The following is a 21,939-nucleotide window of genomic DNA, read 5'->3' on the forward strand; positions in this document are numbered from 1 at the left end:
ATCCTTAATGTTCAAACTGGTTGCGTTTTTCGCCAGACATCATAATAGCTAAGCCGCAGGCAGATATCACTACTAACAATAATCCAGGAATAGCGGCACGGCCAAAATAGCCCGCCTCGTATACACGCCATAAATAAGTTGAGAGGGTTTCAAAGCCGGTTGGACCAAGCAGTAGGGTAGCTTCTAACTCACGCATTGATTCTAAAAATACCAGTGCAGCACCGGCAATAATACCGCGCATAGTTAAAGGCAGTGTTATGCGAGTAAACGCTTCGCGTGGGCTTGCGCCAAGTACGCGAGCTGATTTTACTAAGCTTGGATCTAAGTGCTCGGTACTTGTTCTGATTGAGCCTACTGCAAGCGGTAAAAATCGCAGCATATAAGCAATAATAAGCAATCCCAGTGTTTGATACAAAAACGGCAATTGCAAACCACCGTAAACAAGGGCTGTGCCCATTACTATACCCGGGATACCAAAGCCAAAGTAAGTAACACGTTCCATTATGCGACCCGCTTTGCCGCTAAGTGCGGCATGCGCTACTGGAATGGCCACTATCACAGCGACAATTGCGGCAATGAGCGATGCATACGTTGAGTTCCACGCAATGCTAAAATCAAACGAGCTAAAACCATCTCGTGCTAGCCAAAGTGAAAATATAGCCAAAGGTAGGCCGATCGCGAGTAGTAAAATAGGGGCAAACGTAACAAACAGCGCACTTAGTTGTAATTTACTTGGAAATAAAATTAACGGGCGGCCTTGGCGTTCAGGCGCGGTTTTTATTTGTGATTCAACTAAAAGTAAAAAGCCAACAATCACCATCAGTTGCAGTGAAAGCATGGCAGCGCGCCCTAACGCAAAGGCGTTGTATTCAACATAAATTACGCGGGTAAAGGTATCTAAGCGCATCATTGCGGGCGTGCCAAAGTCTGATAACGTATAAAGCGCGACTAACAATGAGCCTGCTGCAATACCGTTAACTACGCGCGGTAATATAACTTTAAATATACTTTGCGTCATCGACATTCCAAGCGTTCGTGCAGCATTAACCATGCTTGCATCAAGGCTCAGTAAAGATGAGCGAGTTGTCATCATTACAAACGGAAAGGTATACAGCGTCATTACAATAGCGGCACCTGTTAGGCCATACATTGATGGTGTTTCTATTCCTGTTAAGGTGTTTATTTCGCCTCCGGGGCCAAAAGCAGCATAAAGTGTAAACGCGCCAATATAACTGGGGATTGCCAGCGGCGCCGCAAATACAACTAGCCAGAGTTTTTTAAATGGCAAATGCACATACGCGCTAATAAACGCCAGTGGCACACCAATTAAAATAGATCCGAGTACCGTTAAACCCATTAACGATAATGTGTTACCTAAAATTTGAAGATTATGGCTGTCAAATACTGAACTTGTATCGCTCGCAAGCGTAATTAATATATAAACAGGGGTAAGCGTAATAAGCGCTGCAAGCAGCGCCATTGGGTAAGAGGCTGGTATTTTCATTACAATACGCCGCTGCTACGCATCAAATCTATAGTAGGGCGTAAATCAGCAAGTTGTGTCAAATCTACTTTGGGTGGAGAAATATTAGCAAGTGACGGTAAACCCTCAGGTTGGGTAATACCATTTACTAACGGAATTTCGTAAGCTTCACTGGCTAAGTAACCTTGTACTTCTTTACTTAGTAAGTAACGCATAAAGTTAGTTGCAAGCGGATCGTCGTTAAGCGCTAATACACCCGACGCATTTACTAAACAGCCCGCATCATTTTGCGTAAACGCTAAATCAAGTTTAGCATCAGGCTTACCTGATTTTAAACGCAAAGTGTAATAGTGATTAGCAAAACCAATATCTACTTCACCGCGTTCAACGCCCATAACAACACCTAATTCACCAGCGTATGTTTTAGCACGTTTTTGAATCTTTTTAAGCCACTTAGCGGTTTTGTCGTTGCCTTCTAAAATTCGCATTGCGGTTACAAACGATTGGAAAGAAGCGTAGGCGGGCGCCCAACCAATACTTAAATCGCTGTCGGCAATGTCCATAATGCTTGTTGGAATTTGATCTTTAGTTAAACGCGATGTGTTATATGGCAATGTACGAATACGGCCAGTTACTGGAGCCCACTCTTTATATCTAAATTGTGGTTGTAACTGAGCAGATAAATCACTAGGGATAGGTTGTGCAAGGCCAGCATCGGTTACTAAACCAATCGCGCCTGAATCAACCGCCCAAAATAAATCAGCGCGGCGAACGCCAGCTTTAGCTTCTGCAACAATGGTGTTTGCTAAAGCAGCAGTAGGACCTCGGCGTATACCGAGTTTAAAGTCTGGATTTTTTTTCTGGATTGCTTGTAATACGTTTTCATACAAACCCCCTTCGCCTCGGCCTAAATAAAGTGTTAACTCGCCTTTAAGCTTTGGTAAATCGTCAACAGAAACAGGGTTTGCTATATCAGCGGCTAGCGCACGAGAAAGAGGCAGTGGCAATGAGCCAACCACCCCTAACGCAGCTAGGCCTTGAATAAAGGTCCTACGCTTCACTTAAAATACATCCTTACGTGCTTTTTCGGCTTTTTCTATTAAAACCTTAGCGCGGTCTAATTTTGTTTGCATGTCACTGATCACATCGCGTACTTCATCTACGCTTTTGCTGTTTTTAATGGCTTGTGGCAGTGTCACGTTAAAGTTTTTTTCCAGCACTTCAACTAGTTTTGCATCTTGTCCAATAAGAGTACCTTCAACGCCTTCAAACAAGTGCAGATAAGTATCGTGAACAATTTCAGTGGCTTCGTCTCGTAAACGCTCAGCAAATTTAGCTACTACACGGTCTAATTTGTGCTTAATTTCATCAATGGTGGCACTTTGTGTCATTTGAGTTGTAGCGGTTGCTTTTACAGTGTCTAACAAGCCTTTTTGCTGGAATTTTGCAGCAAGCTTAACAGCCCCAAGGCCTTGCCACAAGGCTATGTTCATCGCTTTTTGCTGTTTACGAACTTCCTCAGTAGGCTGCTTATTATCAATGGCCATTTTTACGCCATAAAGACCTTGCCAAATAGAAGCGTATACTGGTACAAAGTTGGTTTCTATTGCACTGTGAAACTTAACAGACTCCCAATATTCAATTAAATCATCTGTTTTTACCGATTTTGCGCCTTTAGTATCGTAGTCGCTTACCATGGTATCAACTTTGCCTACCATCCATTCTACTTCTTCTGCGTAACTTTTAAGGTTAGCTTGAAGATGATTAACATGCTCGCCAATAGGGCCGTTAGCGAGTACCGGTTGAGCCATAAATGCAGAGGCGAGTAAAAGGCTTACACCTAACGTTTTGGCTGGTTTAAATAATAAATTCATAGCAAGGAGATCCAAAAAAGGTAATTGTAAATGATAGGTATTATCATATCCGTAACGGTCACTAAAATCAACAGACCTAAATCACACCTATTAGATTTTTACCTTTGTTTATGCGCATTTAACTATGCTGAGGGAATCCTTCTATCTGCTCATAGGATTTATAACTTAACCTGAACTCTGGTTAAGAGATTTACTAACGTATTGAATCATGGAGATATTTAAATTTATTTTCTCTAGCCAGAGATTTTCAGTGAAAACAAGGCGAATTTACGCGTCAATAGCGGGCCTATTGCAAGTAAATTCAACGCAGTTAGCGCTGGAAATAGCTGCTCGAGATAGATTTATTATCCAGAGTTCAGGTTAACTTAGTAAAAGTAAGTATGAGGTAAATATTGAGGTAGTATTGTGTAGTAAGTACTGCGCGTAAGATTACACGCAGTATATAGAGCAAACTGCTTAACCTAAACTTATGTTGATATATTCACTAACGTATTGAACTATATTAAATTTATTTCTAATCTAAGACTTTTAGTAAATTAAACGCCGTTAGCACTTGAAAATAGCTGCTTGGGATAGATTTATTATTCACAGTTTAGATTATTAATTCAAACCAAACGGATCATCGATGCTGTGACTTGGTTGAGTGAACCACTGTGGGCCTTGGCTCGTCATGTAGAAATGATCTTCTAATCGAACACCAAATTCATCTGGCACAACCAGCATTGGCTCATTACTAAAGCACATACCTTCGCCAAGTGGTGTTTTATTACCACCGACCAAATATGGCCATTCATGGATATCTAAACCAATGCCGTGGCCTGTTCGGTGAGGGCAGCCTGGCGTTTGATATTCAGGACCTAAATTGTGTGACGCTAAGTAGCTACGGGCGGCAATATCAACATTTTCGCAAGGCTCACCTATTTTAGCCGCTTCAAAAGCCGCAATTTGGGCCGCTTTTTCATACTCCCAAAATGTGCGTTGTCGTGGCGTTGCTTCACCAAAAACGTATGTACGGGTAATATCTGAAATATAGTCATGTACTTTGCAACCGGTATCGATGAGTACCATGTCGCCTTTTTTGAGGTGTTGAGGATCTTTTACGCCATGTGGAAAAGAGGTTGCTACACCAAATAAAACAATGCAAAAGTAGTTACCTGGTGCGCCTACCTTTTGATGAGCTTGTTTTATAAAGTCTTCAACTTCAACAGTGCTAATACCTTCATAAAGCATGCTTGCTGTTGCTTGGTGAACGGCTAATGTCATATCCATCGCGCGTTGCATGAGTGCTAGTTCATTGGCCGATTTGTGCATACGACAATGCGCCGTTACGGGTTGTGCATTAATTAAATTTAGTCCTGTTTGTGCTTTATTAATACCATCAAAAATAAAAAATTGTGCGCTTTCATCAATGCCAATAGTACCGCTTTGGTCTATACCCATTTCACAGAGCATATTTACAAATAAACTGTATGGGCTTTCATGTTCTTGCCAGCCACGGATCGGGCCTTCAATCACTTTAAAGCCGTTTAATGAACCAATCTCAAAATAAGGAGCTATATATTGCACCTCGCCTTTAGCAGGTAGTATTGCACCCACCATACGTTCACTAGCATACCAACGCATTCCCGTGAAATAAGTTAGGTTTGTGCCAGCATTGAGGTAAATAGCATCAATATTATTGGCCTGCATGTATTTTTGCGCAGTGGCTATACGTGCTAAATATTCATCTGTTTGGATGGGTAATAAGTTACCGGTCATGTCGTTTAGACTAGCAAGGGCTTGTTCTTTAGATTGGGTCGCAATACCGAATGTTGTCATAGTTACTCTCTTTTTTTGTGCAGTATGTATTATACCAATCGGTATAAATATTTGAGCAATTTAACGAGTTAAATTGCTCTATAACTTTGTTGTAATTTTAATTTAGAACAACAAGTTATAAAATTTTTCTTAGTTCTAGTGCAATTTTTATTATTAAATAAACCCTGTATATAAGCAGGTTACGCCGTAAAACGGCTTATACAATAAGGTTGTAAGTTAATTTTGGGGGTTTTATTTAAGCACAGTGCTGTTACTAATTCAGCAGTTATAGCTCCTTGAGTTAAACCTAAATGTTGATGACCAAAAGCAAAATAAAGACCTTCATGCTTTGGCGCGCTGCCAATAACAGGTAAAGAGTCGGGTAACGATGGCCGACAACCCATCCAAGTAGTGTTTAGCGCTAATGCTTCTTTATCTGTCGCAAGTAATGCTCCAGCATGAGGAAGCAGGGCCAGTGCACGTTTATTATTCATTTTTTTAGTAAGCCCTGCAAATTCTACTGTGCCTGCAATTCTAAGGCCTTGGCTCATTGGAGTCATAATAAAATTACGCTCTGCTGATGCCACAGGACGCGATAAACTATGTTTTACATCCAGCATACAATGGTAGCCTCGTTCAGTATCAAGCGGAACATTGTAACCAAGGGGTTTTAATAAAGTCTTGCTCCAAGCTCCAGCTGCAATAATTACTTTATCTGTAATGATATTTTGCTGACATATAAGTTCAAATCCATGTTGTTGAGGTTTAATTTCAGTAATTTTTTGCTGACTAAAAGCCCCGCCAATGTTACTAAATTGTTCAGCTAAATGCAGACAAAATAAATGGGGATCAACACTGTGCGCTGCATCTTCAAACAACAATGCATAATTAATTGTTGTAGATAAACAAGGCTCTAATGTTTGCAATTGGTGTTTGTTAAGCAAGCGTACGGCAATTCCTTGCGCTTTGTAAGACGCTAACATAGCGTCAATCTCATGCAACGGTGTTGTCTCAAATGTTAGCAAGCTGCCTTTTTTTATCAATAAATCATTTAAATCACATTCACTAAGTAGTTGCTCATACGCCCCCAAGGCATTGTCATTGAGTGCTTTTAGCGCTTGTGTATGCGCCCGATATTTTACACTTCGCATATTTTTTATGAATAACCAAAACCAAGGTAATGCCTTTAACATGTAACGATAATCAACTCTTAATGCGCCCAATGGGTTAAACACCATACTGGGCAATTTTTTAAATAGCGAAGGGTGGGCTAATGGAAATACTTGCTCTATTGCAAAATGCCCAGCATTGCCCTTTGAGCAGCCTTGCGCTAAGCCTTTTTCGTCAAATAAGGTAACTGAGTATCCAGCACGTTGTAATTGCAATGCGGTACAAATACCTATAATGCCAGCACCAATAACAGCTACTTTTTGGGCGTTTTTTTTAATCAAAATAATTTACCTTTTTTAAATAACCTGAGCTTTGGTTAATAAATCTATCTCAAGCCGCTTTTTTTTAGCGCTAACTGTTTGAATTAAATGCAATGTGCTCTCTATTGACGCGTAAATTTGCCTTATTTCCACTGACAATCTCTGGCTAGAGAAAGTAAATTTAAATACATTATAATTCAGTTGTTTAGCAATTTTGTTAACCGAAGGTTAGGTTAAATACTAAAGCGTATCGATTTAAATGTTGACCACGTCTTATTATTTTTAATTTTAAATGCAATATTGATTATTGTATACAATATGCATATAGTATCAAGTCAAAACCTCAATAGGAAAATAAAAATGAAAATAAATTGGCACGGTGTTTACCCAGCAGTTACAACTCAGTTCAATCAGGATGATTCAATAAACTTTGCCTCCACAGCAAAAATGATTGACGAATTAATTAATGAAGGCGTCCACGGTATTATTGTATTAGGCACGGTTGGCGAAAACTGTTCTTTAAATGCGGATGAAAAACGTGCTGTACTTAGCATGGCAAGAGAAGTGGTGGGTAAACGTGTACCTTTGATTTCTGGTGTTGCTGAAACAACAACTGTGAATGCGGTGCAGTTTTCAAAAGATGCGCAAGCAGCTGGAATTGACGGCTTAATGGTATTACCTGGCATGGTGTATCGTTCAAGTGAACGCGAAGCTATCCATCATTACCAACAAGTAGCGCGTAATACATCTTTGCCAATAATGATTTACAACAATCCAGTCACCTATGGTGTTGATGTGTCTATTGAAGGAATGAAGGTACTGGCTGAGGAAACAAACATAGTGTCGGTAAAAGAAGCGACTACCGATACACGACGCATCACCGAATTATTTCGAGAGTTTGGTGACCGATTTGTTGTTTTTGGTGGTGTTGATGACATTGCACTTGAGAGCTTAATGCTTGGTGCAACAGGGTGGATTTCAGGTTTAACCAATGTTTTTCCTAAAGAGTCGGTTGCTATTTACCATTTGGCTAAAATGGGTCGATACCAAGAAGCACTTGAAATTTGGCGATGGTTTTTACCTTTATTGCGCTTAGATACTATTCCTACATTAGTACAGTGTATTAAATTTGCAGAGCAACTTGCTGGGCGAGGTGTTGAGACCGTGCGCGCTCCACGTTTGACATTAACCCCTGACGAAAAAGCAAATGTGACCAAGCTCTACAATGAAGCGATCGCAAACCGTATCGATCTAACTAAATTTAATTTGGATTAAGTTATGCGCAAAGGCACTTTTTTTTGCATCGATGGTCACACATGCGGTAACCCAGTTAGGCTTATCACTAGCGGTCACCCTTACTTAAGAGGGGACAGCATGAGTGAAAAACGCCAAGATTTTTTGCAAAACCATGATTGGATCCGTCAATCGTTGATGTTCGAACCTCGCGGTCACGATATGATGTCGGGTGGGTTTTTATACCCACCAGCCAGCGAGGACAGTGATGCATCTATATTATTTGTAGAAACCTCTGGCTGCCTACCTATGTGCGGTCACGGTACAATAGGTATTGTTACTTTTGCGCTTGAACATGGTTTGTTACAGGCAAAAACACCAGGAACTTTATTACTGGATACGCCTGCAGGGCGTGTTCAAGCAACCTATTTGATGCAAGGTGGTAAAGTGCAGTGGGTTAAAATTTACAATGTACCTGCCTATTTAGCTCACCAATCAATTAGTATTACGGTTCCAGAGTTAGGTGAACTCAGTGTTGATATTGCCTACGGTGGGAATTTCTACATTATTATTGAGCCACAAAAAAACTTCAAAGGCATTGAGCATTTTAACGCCGCAGACATCCTTAAACATAGCCCCCGAGTACGTGATGCAATTAATAGCAAAGTGCAATGTATTCACCCTATCGATCCGTCAGTACAAGGTGCAAGTCATGTGCTTTGGTGCGGAGCTCCCCAAAATACAAATTCTCATGCCGCAAATGCTGTTTTTTATGGTGATAAAGCAATAGACAGATCTCCATGTGGAACGGGGACCAGCGCACGTATGGCGCAACTATTTAGCCAAGGTAAGTTAACGCCAGGAGAGGAGTTTATTCATGAAAGTTATATCGGCAGTCAGTTCGTCGGATGTATTGAAAAAATAGTCGAAGTGGCGGGGATCCCCGCTATTTTACCCAGTATTCGTGGTTGGTCTCGTGTCACTGGTACAAGCACTATAACTGTTGACGATGACGATCCGTACGCGTTCGGATTTCAAGTAATATGATCAGGAGAAAAGTATGACATTAACAGGACAAAGTTTAATTGCAGGTCAATGGTTAGGCAACAGTGATAACGGTGAATTTAAAGCATTTTCACCTGCTCATAACGTACCTTTAGAGACCAATTTCTTTAATATCAGTGTAAATGAATTAGAGCTTGCAATTAACGAAGCCGAAAACGCATTTTTAGCATACAGAAAAACAACGTTTGAACAACGCGCACTATTTCTAGATTGCATTGCAGAGCAAATAATAGTCTTAGGCGATGAGCTTCTTACATTAACGCAGCAAGAAACAAACTTACCGCTCGCCCGATTGCAGGGTGAGCGTATGCGCACTGTTAATCAACTTAAAGCATTTGCGCAGGTTTTGCGAGAGTCTCCTGATTCACCAATGGGCTTAAAAGTTATTGATGAAGCAGATAACTCGCGTCAGCCTCTGCCTAAACCGCGTACTGAGCTTAACTATTTACCGTTAGGGCCCGTTGCCGTGTTTGGTGCATCTAATTTTCCGTATGCATTTTCAACTCTTGGCGGCGATACTGCGGCTGCATTAGCGGCAGGTTGCCCTGTTATTGTAAAAAACCATGATGCTCATCCAGGAACGGGAGAATTGATGGCACGAGCAGCGTTAGCGGCTATTAAAATATGTGCAATGCCGTTAGGTGTGTTTGCTATGGTGCAAAGTAAATCTTATAACATTTCACATGCCTTAGTTGCAGCCCCAGCTATTAAAGCCGTAGGTTTTACAGGTTCTCTTAGTGTTGCAAACGCGCTTAAAGCAACAATGGTTAAGCGTTATGAAGCGATCCCTTTTTACGCAGAGCTTGGCAGTATTAATCCACAAATCATTTTACCAAACAAAGCGCGAGAGCAAGGTGCGCGTATTGCACAAACGTTATGTCAATCAATGCTTATGGGTAACGGCCAATTTTGTACGAGCCCAGGGCTTTGGTTAGTCCCAACTGGGTGTAAAGGTTTTGAAGAAGAAGTAGCCGACTGCATAGGCAATTCACTCTCAGACACGCTGCTATCACCGAGTATTATTAAAAGCTTTAAATACGCAACTAGCCAGCGGAGCAATATGGATCAAGTCAGCTTATTGGCTAAAGGCAAGCTTGAGTCTGATTTTCATGCTAATGCACATGTGTTTGCATGCAGTGTGGATACTTATTTGGCCTCACCTGCATTGCATGATGAAGTATTTGGTCCTGCAGCATTAATTGTTCGTTATGAGAATGAACAGCAATTATTGTTAATAATCGATAAGCTTGAAGGCCAACTCACTGCCTCTTTACATGGTACACAAGATGATTTAGATAGCGCACAGTGCTTAACAGAAATGTTGCAATATAAAGTGGGCCGCTTAATAACAAATCAAATGCCAACAGGCGTTGAAGTGTGTGGTTCGATGAATCATGGCGGGCCATTTCCAAGCTCAACGGACGTGCGCAGCACCTCTGTTGGCACACATGCAATGTTGCGATTTTTGAGGCCCATTTGTTATCAGTCATAAAAAATAGGGAGGGATGGGAATTTCTTTTGTCCCTATTTATGTTATCTTATAAGGCTTTAATGGCATTGTACCTTGGTTTATTAGCCTAGGTACGTATAATGTATGCTAAATGCAATTTATAGGAATATCATGGCTATTGAGCACAAAACCCGAACTCAGCTCGTTGCAGAAGCTATTCGCGCAAAGATCCTCTCAGGAGAAATTAAAGGAGGAGAGCCACTTCGCCAAGCGGCATTGGCTACGGAGCTAAATGTCAGCCGAATTCCCGTTCGAGAGGCATTATTACAGCTTGAGGCAGAAGGTTTGGTTAACTTTGAGGCGCATAAAGGGGCTACCGCCACGCAATTATCGGCCTCGCAAATTGATGAAATTTTTGATTTACGCGCACTTCTTGAGGCTGAATTGTTAAGTTATTCGATTAATGATCTTACTCATCAAGATTTAATTGATGCTGAATTAATTTTGACCGAACTAGAAGATGCGATGGATGCAGGTGATAGCCACCTTGAAACCGGTGATTTAAATAGTAAGTTTCACGGTAAGTTGTACAGTCGTGCATGTCGTCCACAAACACAAGAACTAGTTAATATGTATAGCAAAAACTCAGAACGCTATGTGAGAATGCATATTTTATTAGCAGGTGGCTTAACAACCGCCCCAGAAGAGCACCGTATATTGCTAGAACTTTGTCGTAATAAAGAAACACGTAAAGCATGTGATTTTTTGAAGAAACATATTTTAGGCGCTAAAAACGACATTAAAAAACTGCTTATAAAGCTCGAAGATGAACAACGTAAATAATCCCAATACTAGGGCGTGTTGACCTTTGTGGATTGAAATTTGTTCAATCTAGGGGGAGAAATGCGGCGCGAGTTTGGCATTTATGCTGCGTTATCGCCTATTTATAGGGAGCAACCACACCTAATAGGCTTTGCCTCATCTAAATATACAGCTTCAAAATTAATGACAAAAGGCCAACACGTCCTAATTTTGCGCGGTAGGTAGTTTTTACTGCGCAAAGTATTTCTCGCCAGTCTGCACTCTTTTTATAAAACGTAACTAACATACTTCTGGCACAGTTTTACCTTTTAGAACAACTATACCTTCACCCCAATCTAATTAACCTGAACTCTGAATAATAAATCTATCTCGAGCAGCTATTTCCAGCGCTAACTGCGTTGAATTTACTTGCAATAGGCCCGCTATTGACGCGTATATTCGCCTTGTTTTCACTGAAAATCTGTGGCTAGAGAAAAACAACTTTAAATATCATTATGATTTAATACGTTAGTAAATCTCTTAACCAGAGTTCAGGTTAATTAATACACCATTCTCTAAACATAAAATTTACACTTTATAGTTCTTTTTTCTATCAATGAGTTGACTCTACTTTTAAATGAATTTACAAAATTAGAAATAACTTATGTATATTTAATATTGTATACAATATGTAATAGGTGTATATTTTTTATCACCACTTGTTAGGTGGATAAAAAATCAATGGGAACAAAGGGACATTTTTATGTTTACATATAATAAAAAGCAAATAAATAAAACAGGCACAAATACTCTATTAGCTACTGCAATAGCAACGGCATTAATGATCACCCCAGCTGCACACGCAGTTGATGGTAGTAGCATTGTAAAAGGCCATATTGAAGCGCAAGCAGGGACTGACTTAGTTGGTGCAACTGTAACCCTTAAGCACAAAAGTAAAGGTTTAGTTTTTACCATTACGAGTAATGCACAAGGTGAGTATTTACTGCGTAATGTGCCGGTAGGTAAGTATGATGTAACAATTGTTAAAGACGGCTATCAAACACTTAAAGAAGAAAACGTGGCTGTTACAATTGGTCAATCGATCATTCTCGATGTGCAACTCTATAAAGCGGGCAGCGACATGGAACGTATCGCAGTCACTGGCTCTGCAATTCGTCGTGTCGATATGTCTTCATCTACTTCTGGACTTACATTTAGCGACTCTGAGCTTAAAGCCATGCCTGTGAATACAGGATTTGAAAGCATTGCATTGTTAGCACCTGGTACATCGGCACCTGGTGGCTCTAACTTTAAAGGCGCATCAAGTTTTGGTGGATCATCAGCGGCTGAAAATGGCTATTACTTTAATGGTTTAAATATAACCAGTATTCGCACTGGGCTTGGCTCTATTAGACTTCCTTGGGAAGCTATTTCACAAACTCAAGTTAAAACGGGCGGGGTGAGCCCTGAGTTTGGTGGCGCATTAGGTGGCATTGTTAACGCAGTTTCTAAATCGGGTGATAACGATTTTAAATTTGGAGCAGAGGCTCGTTGGGATCCCGATAGTTTACGTAGTCAGCATGATTCTATCTATCAAGAAAATGGCACTATAAGTAGCAATACTCAACAAAATAGTTATGATTTTAAAGAGCTTCAGTTATGGGCTAGCGGTGCAATTGTTGAAGATTCATTATTCTTTTATGGTTTATATGCCCCTCGCAAAGAGGAAAGAAATAGCGCGGGTCAAACAACATTTTCTGATTTTGAACGAGATGAAGACCGCTGGTTTGCTAAAGTTGATTGGTTTATAAATGAGGATCACTCATTTGGTTTTTCAGCGATGAATAACGAGCGTACATGGACTGATAAAACATATGCTTACGCGTGGAAAGAAAATGTCGTTGGAGCGCAACAAGGGGTTGATGCACCTGGCGAAGATGGCGGGAAGGTGTACAGCGTAAATTACAATGGTTATCTAACAGATACATTTTCAGTTTCGGCTGTTGTTGGGCGCGTAACAGAAAACGTTGAAAATGTAGTTGCATCCCCAAACCCAGGCGTATGGGATGAGCGAGACGGATTTGTTACGTTAAGCCAACATACTAATTCGAATGTTAGCGAAGAAGAATACACACGCGATCAAGCTCGCATTGATTTTAGCTGGGACTTAGATGAGCATTCAATTCAATTTGGTGTGGATTACACCAATGTAAAAGTTGATTTCTTTGAAGGCCAAAATGGCATTGGGGACGCTGAAGGCTGGTGGACAGTAAAAACGGCCGGTGAAAACGATGTGTCTGGCGCTGCACTAGGGGGGGATTTTATCGAAAGACGAGTACGTAGTCGTGAAGTAGATTCGGACACCACTTCATTAGCGTTTTATCTTAATGATTCATGGCAAGTCACAGATAATTTAGTGCTTAATATGGGCTTGCGTTATAGCCAGTTTGAAAACACTGTTTCAGATGGTCGTGCTTTCGTTGATATTGATAATCAAATAGCGCCACGTTTACAAGCAATTTATGACGTTAGTGGCGATGGTAGTGCAAAAGTATTTGCAACCTTTGGGCGTTATTTTCAACCTGTTTCTGCAAACATGAATATCACGCAAGGTTCAGCATCAATTGAATGGTTTGAGTATTTCGAATTAGATCAATTAGAAGGCAGTGGCTCACCATCTTTATTAGCGGATGGATCACCTAGCCGTGGAGATATGCTACGTGATAGACGTTGGCGTCAACGAGGTATTACTGAACCAGGATTAATTGCCTCGGCTTCTTTAAAACCAATGTACAGTGATGAATTTACGATAGGTTACCAACAAGAAGTGTTTGATGGAATGTCTGCGGGCGTTCGTGCTATTTACCGTGACTTAGGTCGTAGTGTTGAAGACACTGATGTAGGCCCTGTACTGGCTAAAAAGCTTGCAGAGCTGGGAATTACCGATAACGTTGGGCAAGGTTCGTATTATGTGCTTAATAATCCCGGTGAAGCGATTCAAATGTCATATGACTTCGATGGTGATGGTCAAGTAGATAACGTCAATTTGAGTGCTGAAGAACTTGCGTTACCAGAAGCTAAGCGTAAATACCTAGCTCTTGAATTTACTCTAGATGGCAACGTGACTGATGATTTACGCATTAATACTTCATACACATGGTCACATAGTTACGGTAATACTGAAGGGCTTGTTAAAACGGATAACAACCAAGCAGATCCAGGTTGGACAACATCGTATGACTACGGCGATTTGATGGATAATGGCTACGGTAATTTACCTAACGATCACCGCCATGCGATTAAGTTCAGTGGTGCATATAATATTACAGAAGCACTAACATTAGGATTAGTTGCTCGCACAACATCAGGTCGTCCAAAAAGTTATTTTTCGCAACATCCTGATGGCGTTGGTAGCTGTGCTGCGGGCAATCCGTGGGATGCATGTGCCAGTAAGTACTATGACCAAGCATCTCACTATGATGAGAATGGAAACCCAGCGCCACGTGGCAGTAAAGGTAATTTACCTTGGCTCACTAATATAGACATGTCATTGACGTACTACACTGACTTTTTTGGTACAGACTTAACCTTAAAAGGCACTGTATATAATTTACTCAATAGTGATAGTGCGATAAATATTAACGAAGAACGTGCACAGTTTGGTTCAGGTGGTTTAGAACTAAACCCTGATTACGGATTAGTGACCAGCCGTCAAGGAGCGCGTTATGTGTCTTTAGTTGCGCGCATTGAATTTTAATTTCCCCCTAGAAGGTTGTAAGTTGTTTGAATAGTTTGGTTGTTTTTTAGATAAGCTTGGTTTTGCACTAACATTTCAAAAATACCAAGCACAGGGTGCTTAAATAAATTATTAAAAATTACTTAATTTAAATAATTTGCGCCCTAAATGTTGATTAGCAATAGTTATAATTTACACATTACAGCCTTAATGCTGAACAGGAAACTGTTCGGCATTTTTGTTGATAAATACGGACTTGTTAAAAGTTTATTAAAAGCATACTGTATGCAAAATTGGGTTTGTTTCTACTATGGTACATGTTTTAATCGTGTGCTAATGCAATCAATGATCAAATTGTACTTATACACCGACGTTATTTAAATTGGAGTCTAAAAATGAAAATAATAAATGCAGAACACATTGATGATGCTCTTAATTTTGAATCCTTGCTAATTGCACTACAAAAAGGTTTTGCATCTGACTTTTGCATGCCTAAACGCAATGTATACGAGCTTGATACCACTAAGACCAATCGTGATGCCTTTGCTGTATTACCTGCGTGGAATGAACAAGTTATTGGTGTTAAGGCGTTTACTTATTTCCCTAGCAATACACACACAGAATATGACTCGTTATATTCCAAAATTATGTTGTTCTCACGGGATCATGGCGAGCCCTTAGCTTTGGTGGATGGCACGCGCATTACGCTGTGGCGCACCGCAGCCGTATCAGCCTTAGCGAGCCGGTATTTATCCAGAGAAAACAGCAATCACTTAGTTTTTTTTGGTAGTGGTAATTTAGCGTTATACATGGTCAAGGCACATTTAACGGTTCGTAATTTTACTCGGGTGACATTAATTGCACGTAATGTTGAAAAAGTAACGGCATTACAACATTCGCTTGAGCAGGCATTTCCTTATATCGATTTTGTTATGGGTAAAAGTACCGAGGAAGTTATTTTTAGCGCCGATGTGATCAGCTGTGCAACAGGGTCGCCAACGCCTTTATTTAACGGCGCATGGTTAAAACCGGGCACTCATGTTGATCTAATTGGTAATCATCATAGTGAGCAACGTGAATGCGACACGACAACGATTACCCGCAGTCATGTATACGTTGATAGCAGAGTAAATGTGTTAGGCGAGGCTGGCGAGGTGCTGCAACCCATTAAAGAAGGAGTGTTTAGAGCACACGATATTCGTGCTGAGTTATCCGATTTAGCAAAAGCAAACAGCTACGCCCGTTTTAATGAAACAGATATTACGGTATTCAAATCGGTAGGAACGGCGCTGAGTGATTTGATTGCAGCGAATAGTGTTTACCAATCATTAGAAGGTTAATATTTGATGACGAATATATTATTCATTTTGAGTGTGTGTTTTATTAGTGCTGGTTTACTGCCATTTTTTAGATGGTTGAAATGTAAAATACGCAAACATCATTGGCGAGTATGCGAAATTAGTACAATTACGTCAGTGGTTAACACACGGGTATCACCTTTGGATCTCGTTCAACAGCAGTCAATGCTGGTTAGTTTTCGTTTTAATGGTGATATGCACAGTGTCGTGGTTGACTTAGATGAGCCGTTATTTAACTTACACAAACAAGGGCAGTTGTGTACATTATTGGTTGATAAAGACAACCCATCGAGGGTCTATAAAAATGCGCTGCTTTGGCAGAACTTTGGTTCTATATGGCTTTTTGCAGGGTTGGCTTTACTTGGTCTAAGTCATTTCATTAACTAGCCTGAACTCTGTAAGGTAGATTTATTATTTAGAGCTTAGATAAATTAACAACAAGCGTTAATATTGCTTGTTGTTAATTGCCTTATAAATTGCCTCACACAGTGCTTTAATACTTTCGTCATCACTTATATACGGTGGCATTAAGTAAATTAGTTTACCAAAGGGACGTATCCATACGCCTTGCTTTACAAAATAAGCCTGAATTTTAGCAACATCAACATTGCCCGCAGCCTCGTTTAGTTCAACAACACCTATTGCACCTAAAATACGCACATTGGCAACCGCATCTAGTTCACTGCATTTATTAAGTTGTTGTAGCTGGGTGTTTATTTGCTTTATTCGTTGTTGCCAGTTTTGCTCAAGTAATAAATCAATACTTGCGCAGGCCGCAGCACAGGCAAGCGGGTTACCCATAAAAGTAGGGCCGTGCATTAAAACACCTGCTTCACCTTCGCTTATGCCAATGGCTATTTTATCGCTAGTGATAGTGGCCGATAGCGTCATTGAGCCGCCAGTTAATGCTTTACCAATACACATTATATCGGGCTCTACATTAGCGTGCTCTACAGCAAATAATTTACCTGTACGGCCAAAGCCTGTGGCAATTTCGTCGCAAATTAGTAGTACGTTATATTGGGTGCACAATTTACGCACGCAGGCTAAATAATCGGGGTGATAAAAGTTCATACCACCGGCGTTTTGTACTATTGGCTCAATTATAAAGGCGGCTACTTGGCTGTGGTTTGCTTTAAAGTATTCTTCAAGCTCTTGGGCTTCAGTTTGGTTAAACTCGCTCCCAAATTGACTAACCGGTGCAGGTACAAAAATATGTTCAGGTAAAAAACCTGAATATAAACTATGCATTGAGTTAACGGGGTCGCATACGCTCATGGCTGCAAAGGTGTCGCCATGGTAGCCCTTGTAAGGCGTCATTAATTTTTGTTTTGTTGTAATGCCTTGGCTTAACCAATATTGCAGCGCCATTTTTATTGCTACTTCAACACTTACCGATCCGCTGTCGGCTAAAAACACTTTAGTTAAACTAGGCGGCGTTATATTTACTATTTTTTTGCACAGCTCTACCGCGCTGTTATGCGTAATACCGCCAAACATAATGTGGCTCATATTATTAATTTGCTCAATCATGGCGTTATTTATAACAGGGTGGTTATAGCCATGTATTGCGCTCCACCACGAGGCCATACCATCGATTAATTGCTCGCCAGTTTCGAGGTGAATAATGTTGTGATTGGCATGTGTAACGGGATATACCGGAATTGGCTTAGTCATAGACGTATATGGATGCCAAATGTGCTCACGATCAAAATCAAGGTCAATCGTGTTATTTTTAATCATATGTAAACTTTAACTTGGTGGGCTTTGTTGACAATGGTACTTCAACTCGTAGACTAAGCCAATATAACCGTCATGAAAAAATAAGAGAGTATTATGGAACTTGCACCTGTTCGTCACGATTGGACCCACGCTGAAGTTAAAGCATTATTTGAAATGCCATTTAACGATTTACTGTTTAAAGCCGCATCGGTTCACCGTGCTAACTTCAACCCCAATGAAGTGCAAATTTCTACGTTGTTATCAATTAAAACAGGCGCTTGCCCAGAAGACTGTAAGTATTGCCCGCAATCTGGCCATTACCGAACAGATTTAGAACGCGAACGCTTAATAGAAGTAGAAAAAGTAGTAGAGCAAGCGCGCCTTGCAAAACAAAAAGGCGCGACGCGTTTTTGTATGGGTGCTGCATGGTCAGATCCAAAAGACAGAGACATGCCATATATTTCGCAAATGGTTAAAGAAGTAAAAGAGCTAGGGTTAGAGACCTGTATGACGCTGGGTAAACTCACAAACGAAAAAGCTCATGAACTTCGTGACGCAGGGCTTGATTACTACAACCATAACCTCGACACGTCACCTGAGTATTACGAGCAAATTATATCAACCCGTACTTTTCAAGATAGATTAAATACCATTGACCACGTACGCGATGCCGGTATGAAAGTATGCTCGGGCGGAATAGTCGGCATGGGCGAGCAAGCAAGCGACCGCTTTGGGCTACTTATGCAACTCGCTAATTTGCCACAACAGCCAGAAAGCGTGCCTATTAATATGCTCGTTAAAGTTAAAGGCACACCGCTTGAAAACGTAGACGATTTAGATCACTTTGAATTTATACGTACCATAGCAACAGCACGTATTATGATGCCACACAGCTATGTGCGTTTATCGGCAGGGCGCAACGCCATGAACGAGCAAATGCAATCTATGTGCTTTTTTGCAGGCGCTAACTCAATATTTTATGGTGATAAACTACTTACCACCGAAAACCCAGACGCTGATGCCGATATGAACCTAATTAAAAAACTAGGCATGAACCCAGAAAAACGTCACGACTATTCAGACGAAGCAGTTGAAGCCTCGCTTTCATCGCAAGTAGCCGACAAAGCAACCTCTGAATTGTTTTACGAAGTGTAGGCTTTTTTATATTTATGCCTTTTGATTTTATAAAAACGCATCTACAGGCTCGCCTGCAAGATGCACTGCTTCGTAAACGCCACGTAGTAGAGTATGCTACAGCGCGTACCATAACGGTTAATGACAAAACCTACCTTAACTTTGCCAGTAACGACTACTTAGGGTTTGGTGACGTGGTTGTTAACCTTAATGACTCCCACGCATTAGGGAGTCACAGCTCTGCATTAGTGACAGGTTATCAGGCGCAACAAAAAGCGCTTGAGCAATACTTATGCGAGCAATTTGGTTATGGCGCAGGCATGTTGTTTAACTCAGGGTTTAGTGCAAATAGCAGCGTAATTAAAGCGTTGTTTCAAGATAAAGCCGCTGCACAAAACAGCGCTATTTTTCAAGATAAGTTAAATCATGCAAGCTTGATTGACGGTGCTTTGCATTGTAACGCGGCTTTAGTGCGTTTTAATCATAACGACGTAAACCACCTACGTTCACGGCTCGAAAAATCAAAAGCGCAAAACAAGCTTATTATAAGCGAAGGCGTGTTTTCGATGGATGGCGATACCGTGCCTCTTAAAGAATTACTCGCACTTGCAAAACAGCACAACGCATGGCTAATGATTGACGACGCACACGGCTTTGGTGCATTAGGCAAAACAGGTTTAGGCAGTTGCGAAGTACTTTTAGAAGAGGGCATTACACTGCCAGATATATTAGTCATTACCTTTGGTAAATCAGTGGCTAGTAGTGGCGCGTGTGTATTAGGCAATAAACAGTTTATTGAATACATGCTGCAGTTTAATCGCGATTATACCTATTCAACCGCTATGTCGCCGCTTATGGCAAGCCACACACTTGCGCGTATTAAAAGCATAAAAACAGCCGATGATAAACGCGATAAGCTAAGTGCAAATATCGCATTATTTAAGCAACTCGCTAACACCCATAATATTGCAGTAATGGAGTCAAACACAGCCATACAACCCATTGTATTAGGCTGCGCTGAGCAAACGTTGCAAGCGGCAGATAAACTTAAACAACAGGGCATTTGGCTCACGGCTATTCGCCCACCCACGGTTGCACATAACACCTCACGTTTACGCATTACTTTAACCGCCGCACATACCGAGCAAGACATAACGCATTTAGTTAAGCATTTAGTAGGTGCAATAGCATGACTGCTCAGCCGGTATTAAAAACAGACCTAGTGCAAACACAACTTGTAAAACCGTGCCTAGTAAGTAGCGAATTGGACATAGACTTAAACAAGGATTTAAGCAAGGAGCTAAAAAAGTCCGCCCAAAGTAAGTTTTCAAAGGCAGCAGCGCATTATAACACCCACGCAAATGTACAAAAACACGCAGCGAGCGATCTATTTAAACTTATAAAACCAGGCATTAATAAAAATAAGCTTTGTGTTGATTTAGGCGCAGGCCCGCTTGTTAATACACACACATTACAAAGCATGTTTTCAAGCGTTGTGGCAATAGATTTGAGTTTAAACATGCTGCAAAGTAGTCATTTAACCACACCTAAAATATGCGCCGATATGGATAACTTACCGCTACAAGCAAACAGTGTTGATGTAATTTACAGTAATTTTGCAGTGCAGTGGTCTGCTAATTTTTCGGCTTTAATGCAATCACTTTACAGCATACTAAAACCTGGCGGGCAGGCGTACATAAGCACTGTGGTAGAGGGCTCACTTTACGAAATAAAAACAGCTTTTTCTGCGCTTGATTCAAACAGTCATATAAATACCTTTAATAATGAATTGTATATAAACCAATCAGTCCAAAATGCAGGATTTACTATTAACAGCGCTAAAAAACGTATTTACACCGATGAATACACAACACCTTTAAAAGCGATTGCTTCAATTAAAGCTATAGGGGCAACTACGCAAAATCATACCAATACGCGCCAAGGGTTACTTACCAAATCGGCGCTTAAAAAAGTATGCAGTGCGTATCCGCTTATAAATAATAAAGCATGTGTGTCTTATCATGTGGTGCTGTTATCATTAGAAAAACACTAAATAAGCCCAAAGATATTAAAGGCAACGCATGAAAGAATTTTTTATAACAGGCACCGACACCGATGCCGGAAAAACCCACGTTACCAGTTTGCTATTAAAGTTACTTGCCCAACATAAAAAACAAGCTATTGGCTTTAAGCCCCTTGCTGCTGGCTGCGAAATGGCGTTCGATCAACTAGTAAACACCGATGCCCTAATACTAATGGAAAGCGCAACAGTGAGCGCTAAATACGACGTAGTAAATCCGTTTGCGTTTGCACCACCTATTGCGCCGCACATAGCTGCTGAGCAAGTTGGAGTTAGTATTACTATTGATAAACTTAGTGATGCTTATAAAAACGTAAAACAACAGGGCGCTAATTACATACTTACCGAAGGTGCGGGTGGTTGGGCATTACCTATTAATAAAAACGATTATTTATACGACTGGGTTAAAGCAGATCAACTGCCGGTAATACTCGTTGTTGGTATGAAACTAGGTTGCTTAAATCATGCGTTACTAACCACTGCGCATATGCAAAGTATGGGTATAAACTGCGTTGGTTGGATTGCAAACCAAGTAGATAAAAATATGGACGAGTACCAAGCAAACCTTGATTCACTTAAAGCACGTTTACCGTTTCCAATACTTGCTATAAGCCCATACAGCGAGCAAACTCCTAAGTTACAAATATACAAAAGCTTGCTTAGTGCGTTATCTATTAACACTTAAGTGGTTTTAAAAAAGTTACTTTATTTAGGTAAATCTTGAAATAGTCAGCCTTAGTACACATATAAACGTTTATAAATACATAGCTTGCTTA

17 protein-coding genes are annotated in these 21,939 nt (G+C 40.6%); 11 read left to right on the forward strand and 6 right to left on the reverse strand.

What is annotated here, in order from left to right; genetic code table 11:
- Positions 1 to 4: 4 nt before the first annotated feature.
- The 5 genes from H5119_RS00935 to H5119_RS00955 form a co-directional block, all read right to left on the reverse strand.
- Positions 5 to 1,504, reverse strand: coding sequence for an iron ABC transporter permease (locus H5119_RS00935; RefSeq protein WP_182700865.1), 1,500 nt, complete (start codon positions 1,502 to 1,504; stop codon positions 5 to 7).
- The gene (locus H5119_RS00940; RefSeq protein WP_138586027.1) at positions 1,504 to 2,544 is read right to left on the reverse strand and encodes an extracellular solute-binding protein; all 1,041 of its coding nucleotides are present in this window, start codon (positions 2,542 to 2,544) and stop codon (positions 1,504 to 1,506) included. Before H5119_RS00940 ends, H5119_RS00935 begins: the two co-directional genes overlap by 1 nt.
- Positions 2,545 to 3,357: a hypothetical protein gene (locus H5119_RS00945; RefSeq protein WP_182700866.1), complete on the reverse strand. Its 813-nt coding sequence runs from the start codon at positions 3,355 to 3,357 to the stop codon at positions 2,545 to 2,547.
- A gap of 600 nt (positions 3,358 to 3,957) precedes the next feature.
- Positions 3,958 to 5,175 carry a Xaa-Pro peptidase family protein gene (locus H5119_RS00950; RefSeq protein ID WP_182700867.1) on the reverse strand — a complete coding sequence of 406 codons (1,218 nt, stop codon included), beginning with the start codon at positions 5,173 to 5,175 and terminating at the stop codon, positions 3,958 to 3,960.
- A gap of 179 nt (positions 5,176 to 5,354) precedes the next feature.
- On the reverse strand, positions 5,355 to 6,605 hold the full coding sequence (locus H5119_RS00955) for an FAD-binding oxidoreductase (protein ID WP_077537851.1): 1,251 nt from the start codon (positions 6,603 to 6,605) through the stop codon (positions 5,355 to 5,357).
- A gap of 339 nt (positions 6,606 to 6,944) precedes the next feature.
- Between H5119_RS00955 and H5119_RS00960 the strand changes: the two genes are divergently transcribed.
- From H5119_RS00960 to H5119_RS00990, 7 genes are all read left to right on the forward strand, one after another.
- Positions 6,945 to 7,859, forward strand: coding sequence for a dihydrodipicolinate synthase family protein (locus H5119_RS00960; RefSeq protein WP_182700868.1), 915 nt, complete (start codon positions 6,945 to 6,947; stop codon positions 7,857 to 7,859).
- Between the two features lie 3 nt (positions 7,860 to 7,862).
- Positions 7,863 to 8,864, forward strand: a complete 1,002-nt coding sequence (locus H5119_RS00965; RefSeq protein ID WP_182700869.1) for a 4-hydroxyproline epimerase — start codon at positions 7,863 to 7,865, stop codon at positions 8,862 to 8,864.
- Between the two features lie 13 nt (positions 8,865 to 8,877).
- Positions 8,878 to 10,374 (forward strand): aldehyde dehydrogenase (NADP(+)), encoded by a 1,497-nt coding sequence (locus H5119_RS00970; RefSeq protein WP_182700870.1) that lies wholly within the window; start codon positions 8,878 to 8,880, stop codon positions 10,372 to 10,374.
- A 129-nt stretch (positions 10,375 to 10,503) separates the two neighbouring features.
- Positions 10,504 to 11,175 (forward strand): GntR family transcriptional regulator, encoded by a 672-nt coding sequence (locus H5119_RS00975; protein ID WP_077537855.1) that lies wholly within the window; start codon positions 10,504 to 10,506, stop codon positions 11,173 to 11,175.
- Positions 11,176 to 11,896: 721 nt separating this feature from the next.
- Positions 11,897 to 14,890: a TonB-dependent receptor gene (locus H5119_RS00980; RefSeq protein ID WP_182700871.1), complete on the forward strand. Its 2,994-nt coding sequence runs from the start codon at positions 11,897 to 11,899 to the stop codon at positions 14,888 to 14,890.
- 374 nt (positions 14,891 to 15,264) lie between these two features.
- Complete coding sequence (locus tag H5119_RS00985; RefSeq protein WP_182700872.1) at positions 15,265 to 16,209, forward strand: ornithine cyclodeaminase family protein; 945 nt, start codon at positions 15,265 to 15,267, stop codon at positions 16,207 to 16,209.
- A gap of 6 nt (positions 16,210 to 16,215) precedes the next feature.
- A complete protein-coding gene (locus tag H5119_RS00990) occupies positions 16,216 to 16,614 on the forward strand; it encodes a hypothetical protein (RefSeq protein WP_077537858.1) in 399 nt (132 codons plus the stop codon).
- A gap of 57 nt (positions 16,615 to 16,671) precedes the next feature.
- On the opposite strand, the gene bioA is transcribed toward H5119_RS00990, so the two are convergent.
- The gene (gene bioA, locus H5119_RS00995; protein WP_182700873.1) at positions 16,672 to 17,970 is read right to left on the reverse strand and encodes an adenosylmethionine--8-amino-7-oxononanoate transaminase; all 1,299 of its coding nucleotides are present in this window, start codon (positions 17,968 to 17,970) and stop codon (positions 16,672 to 16,674) included.
- A 93-nt stretch (positions 17,971 to 18,063) separates the two neighbouring features.
- Here bioA and bioB point away from each other — a divergent pair, with 93 nt between their 5' ends.
- The 4 genes from bioB to bioD are packed head-to-tail and all read left to right on the forward strand — an operon-like array spanning position 18,064 to position 21,848.
- Entirely contained in the window at positions 18,064 to 19,104 is a 1,041-nt protein-coding gene (gene bioB / locus H5119_RS01000; RefSeq protein ID WP_182700874.1) for a biotin synthase BioB, read from the forward strand.
- 14 nt (positions 19,105 to 19,118) lie between these two features.
- Complete coding sequence (locus tag H5119_RS01005) at positions 19,119 to 20,276, forward strand: 8-amino-7-oxononanoate synthase (RefSeq protein ID WP_182700875.1); 1,158 nt, start codon at positions 19,119 to 19,121, stop codon at positions 20,274 to 20,276.
- Positions 20,273 to 21,136, forward strand: a complete 864-nt coding sequence (locus tag H5119_RS01010) for a methyltransferase domain-containing protein (protein WP_182700876.1) — start codon at positions 20,273 to 20,275, stop codon at positions 21,134 to 21,136. Before H5119_RS01005 ends, H5119_RS01010 begins: the two co-directional genes overlap by 4 nt.
- A gap of 28 nt (positions 21,137 to 21,164) precedes the next feature.
- Entirely contained in the window at positions 21,165 to 21,848 is a 684-nt protein-coding gene (gene bioD / locus H5119_RS01015; protein ID WP_182700877.1) for a dethiobiotin synthase, read from the forward strand.
- Positions 21,849 to 21,939: the final 91 nt, after the last annotated feature.

It is taken from the genome of Pseudoalteromonas sp. SG45-5 (assembly GCF_014164085.1).
GTDB classification, from domain to species: Bacteria; Pseudomonadota; Gammaproteobacteria; order Enterobacterales; family Alteromonadaceae; genus Pseudoalteromonas; species Pseudoalteromonas aliena.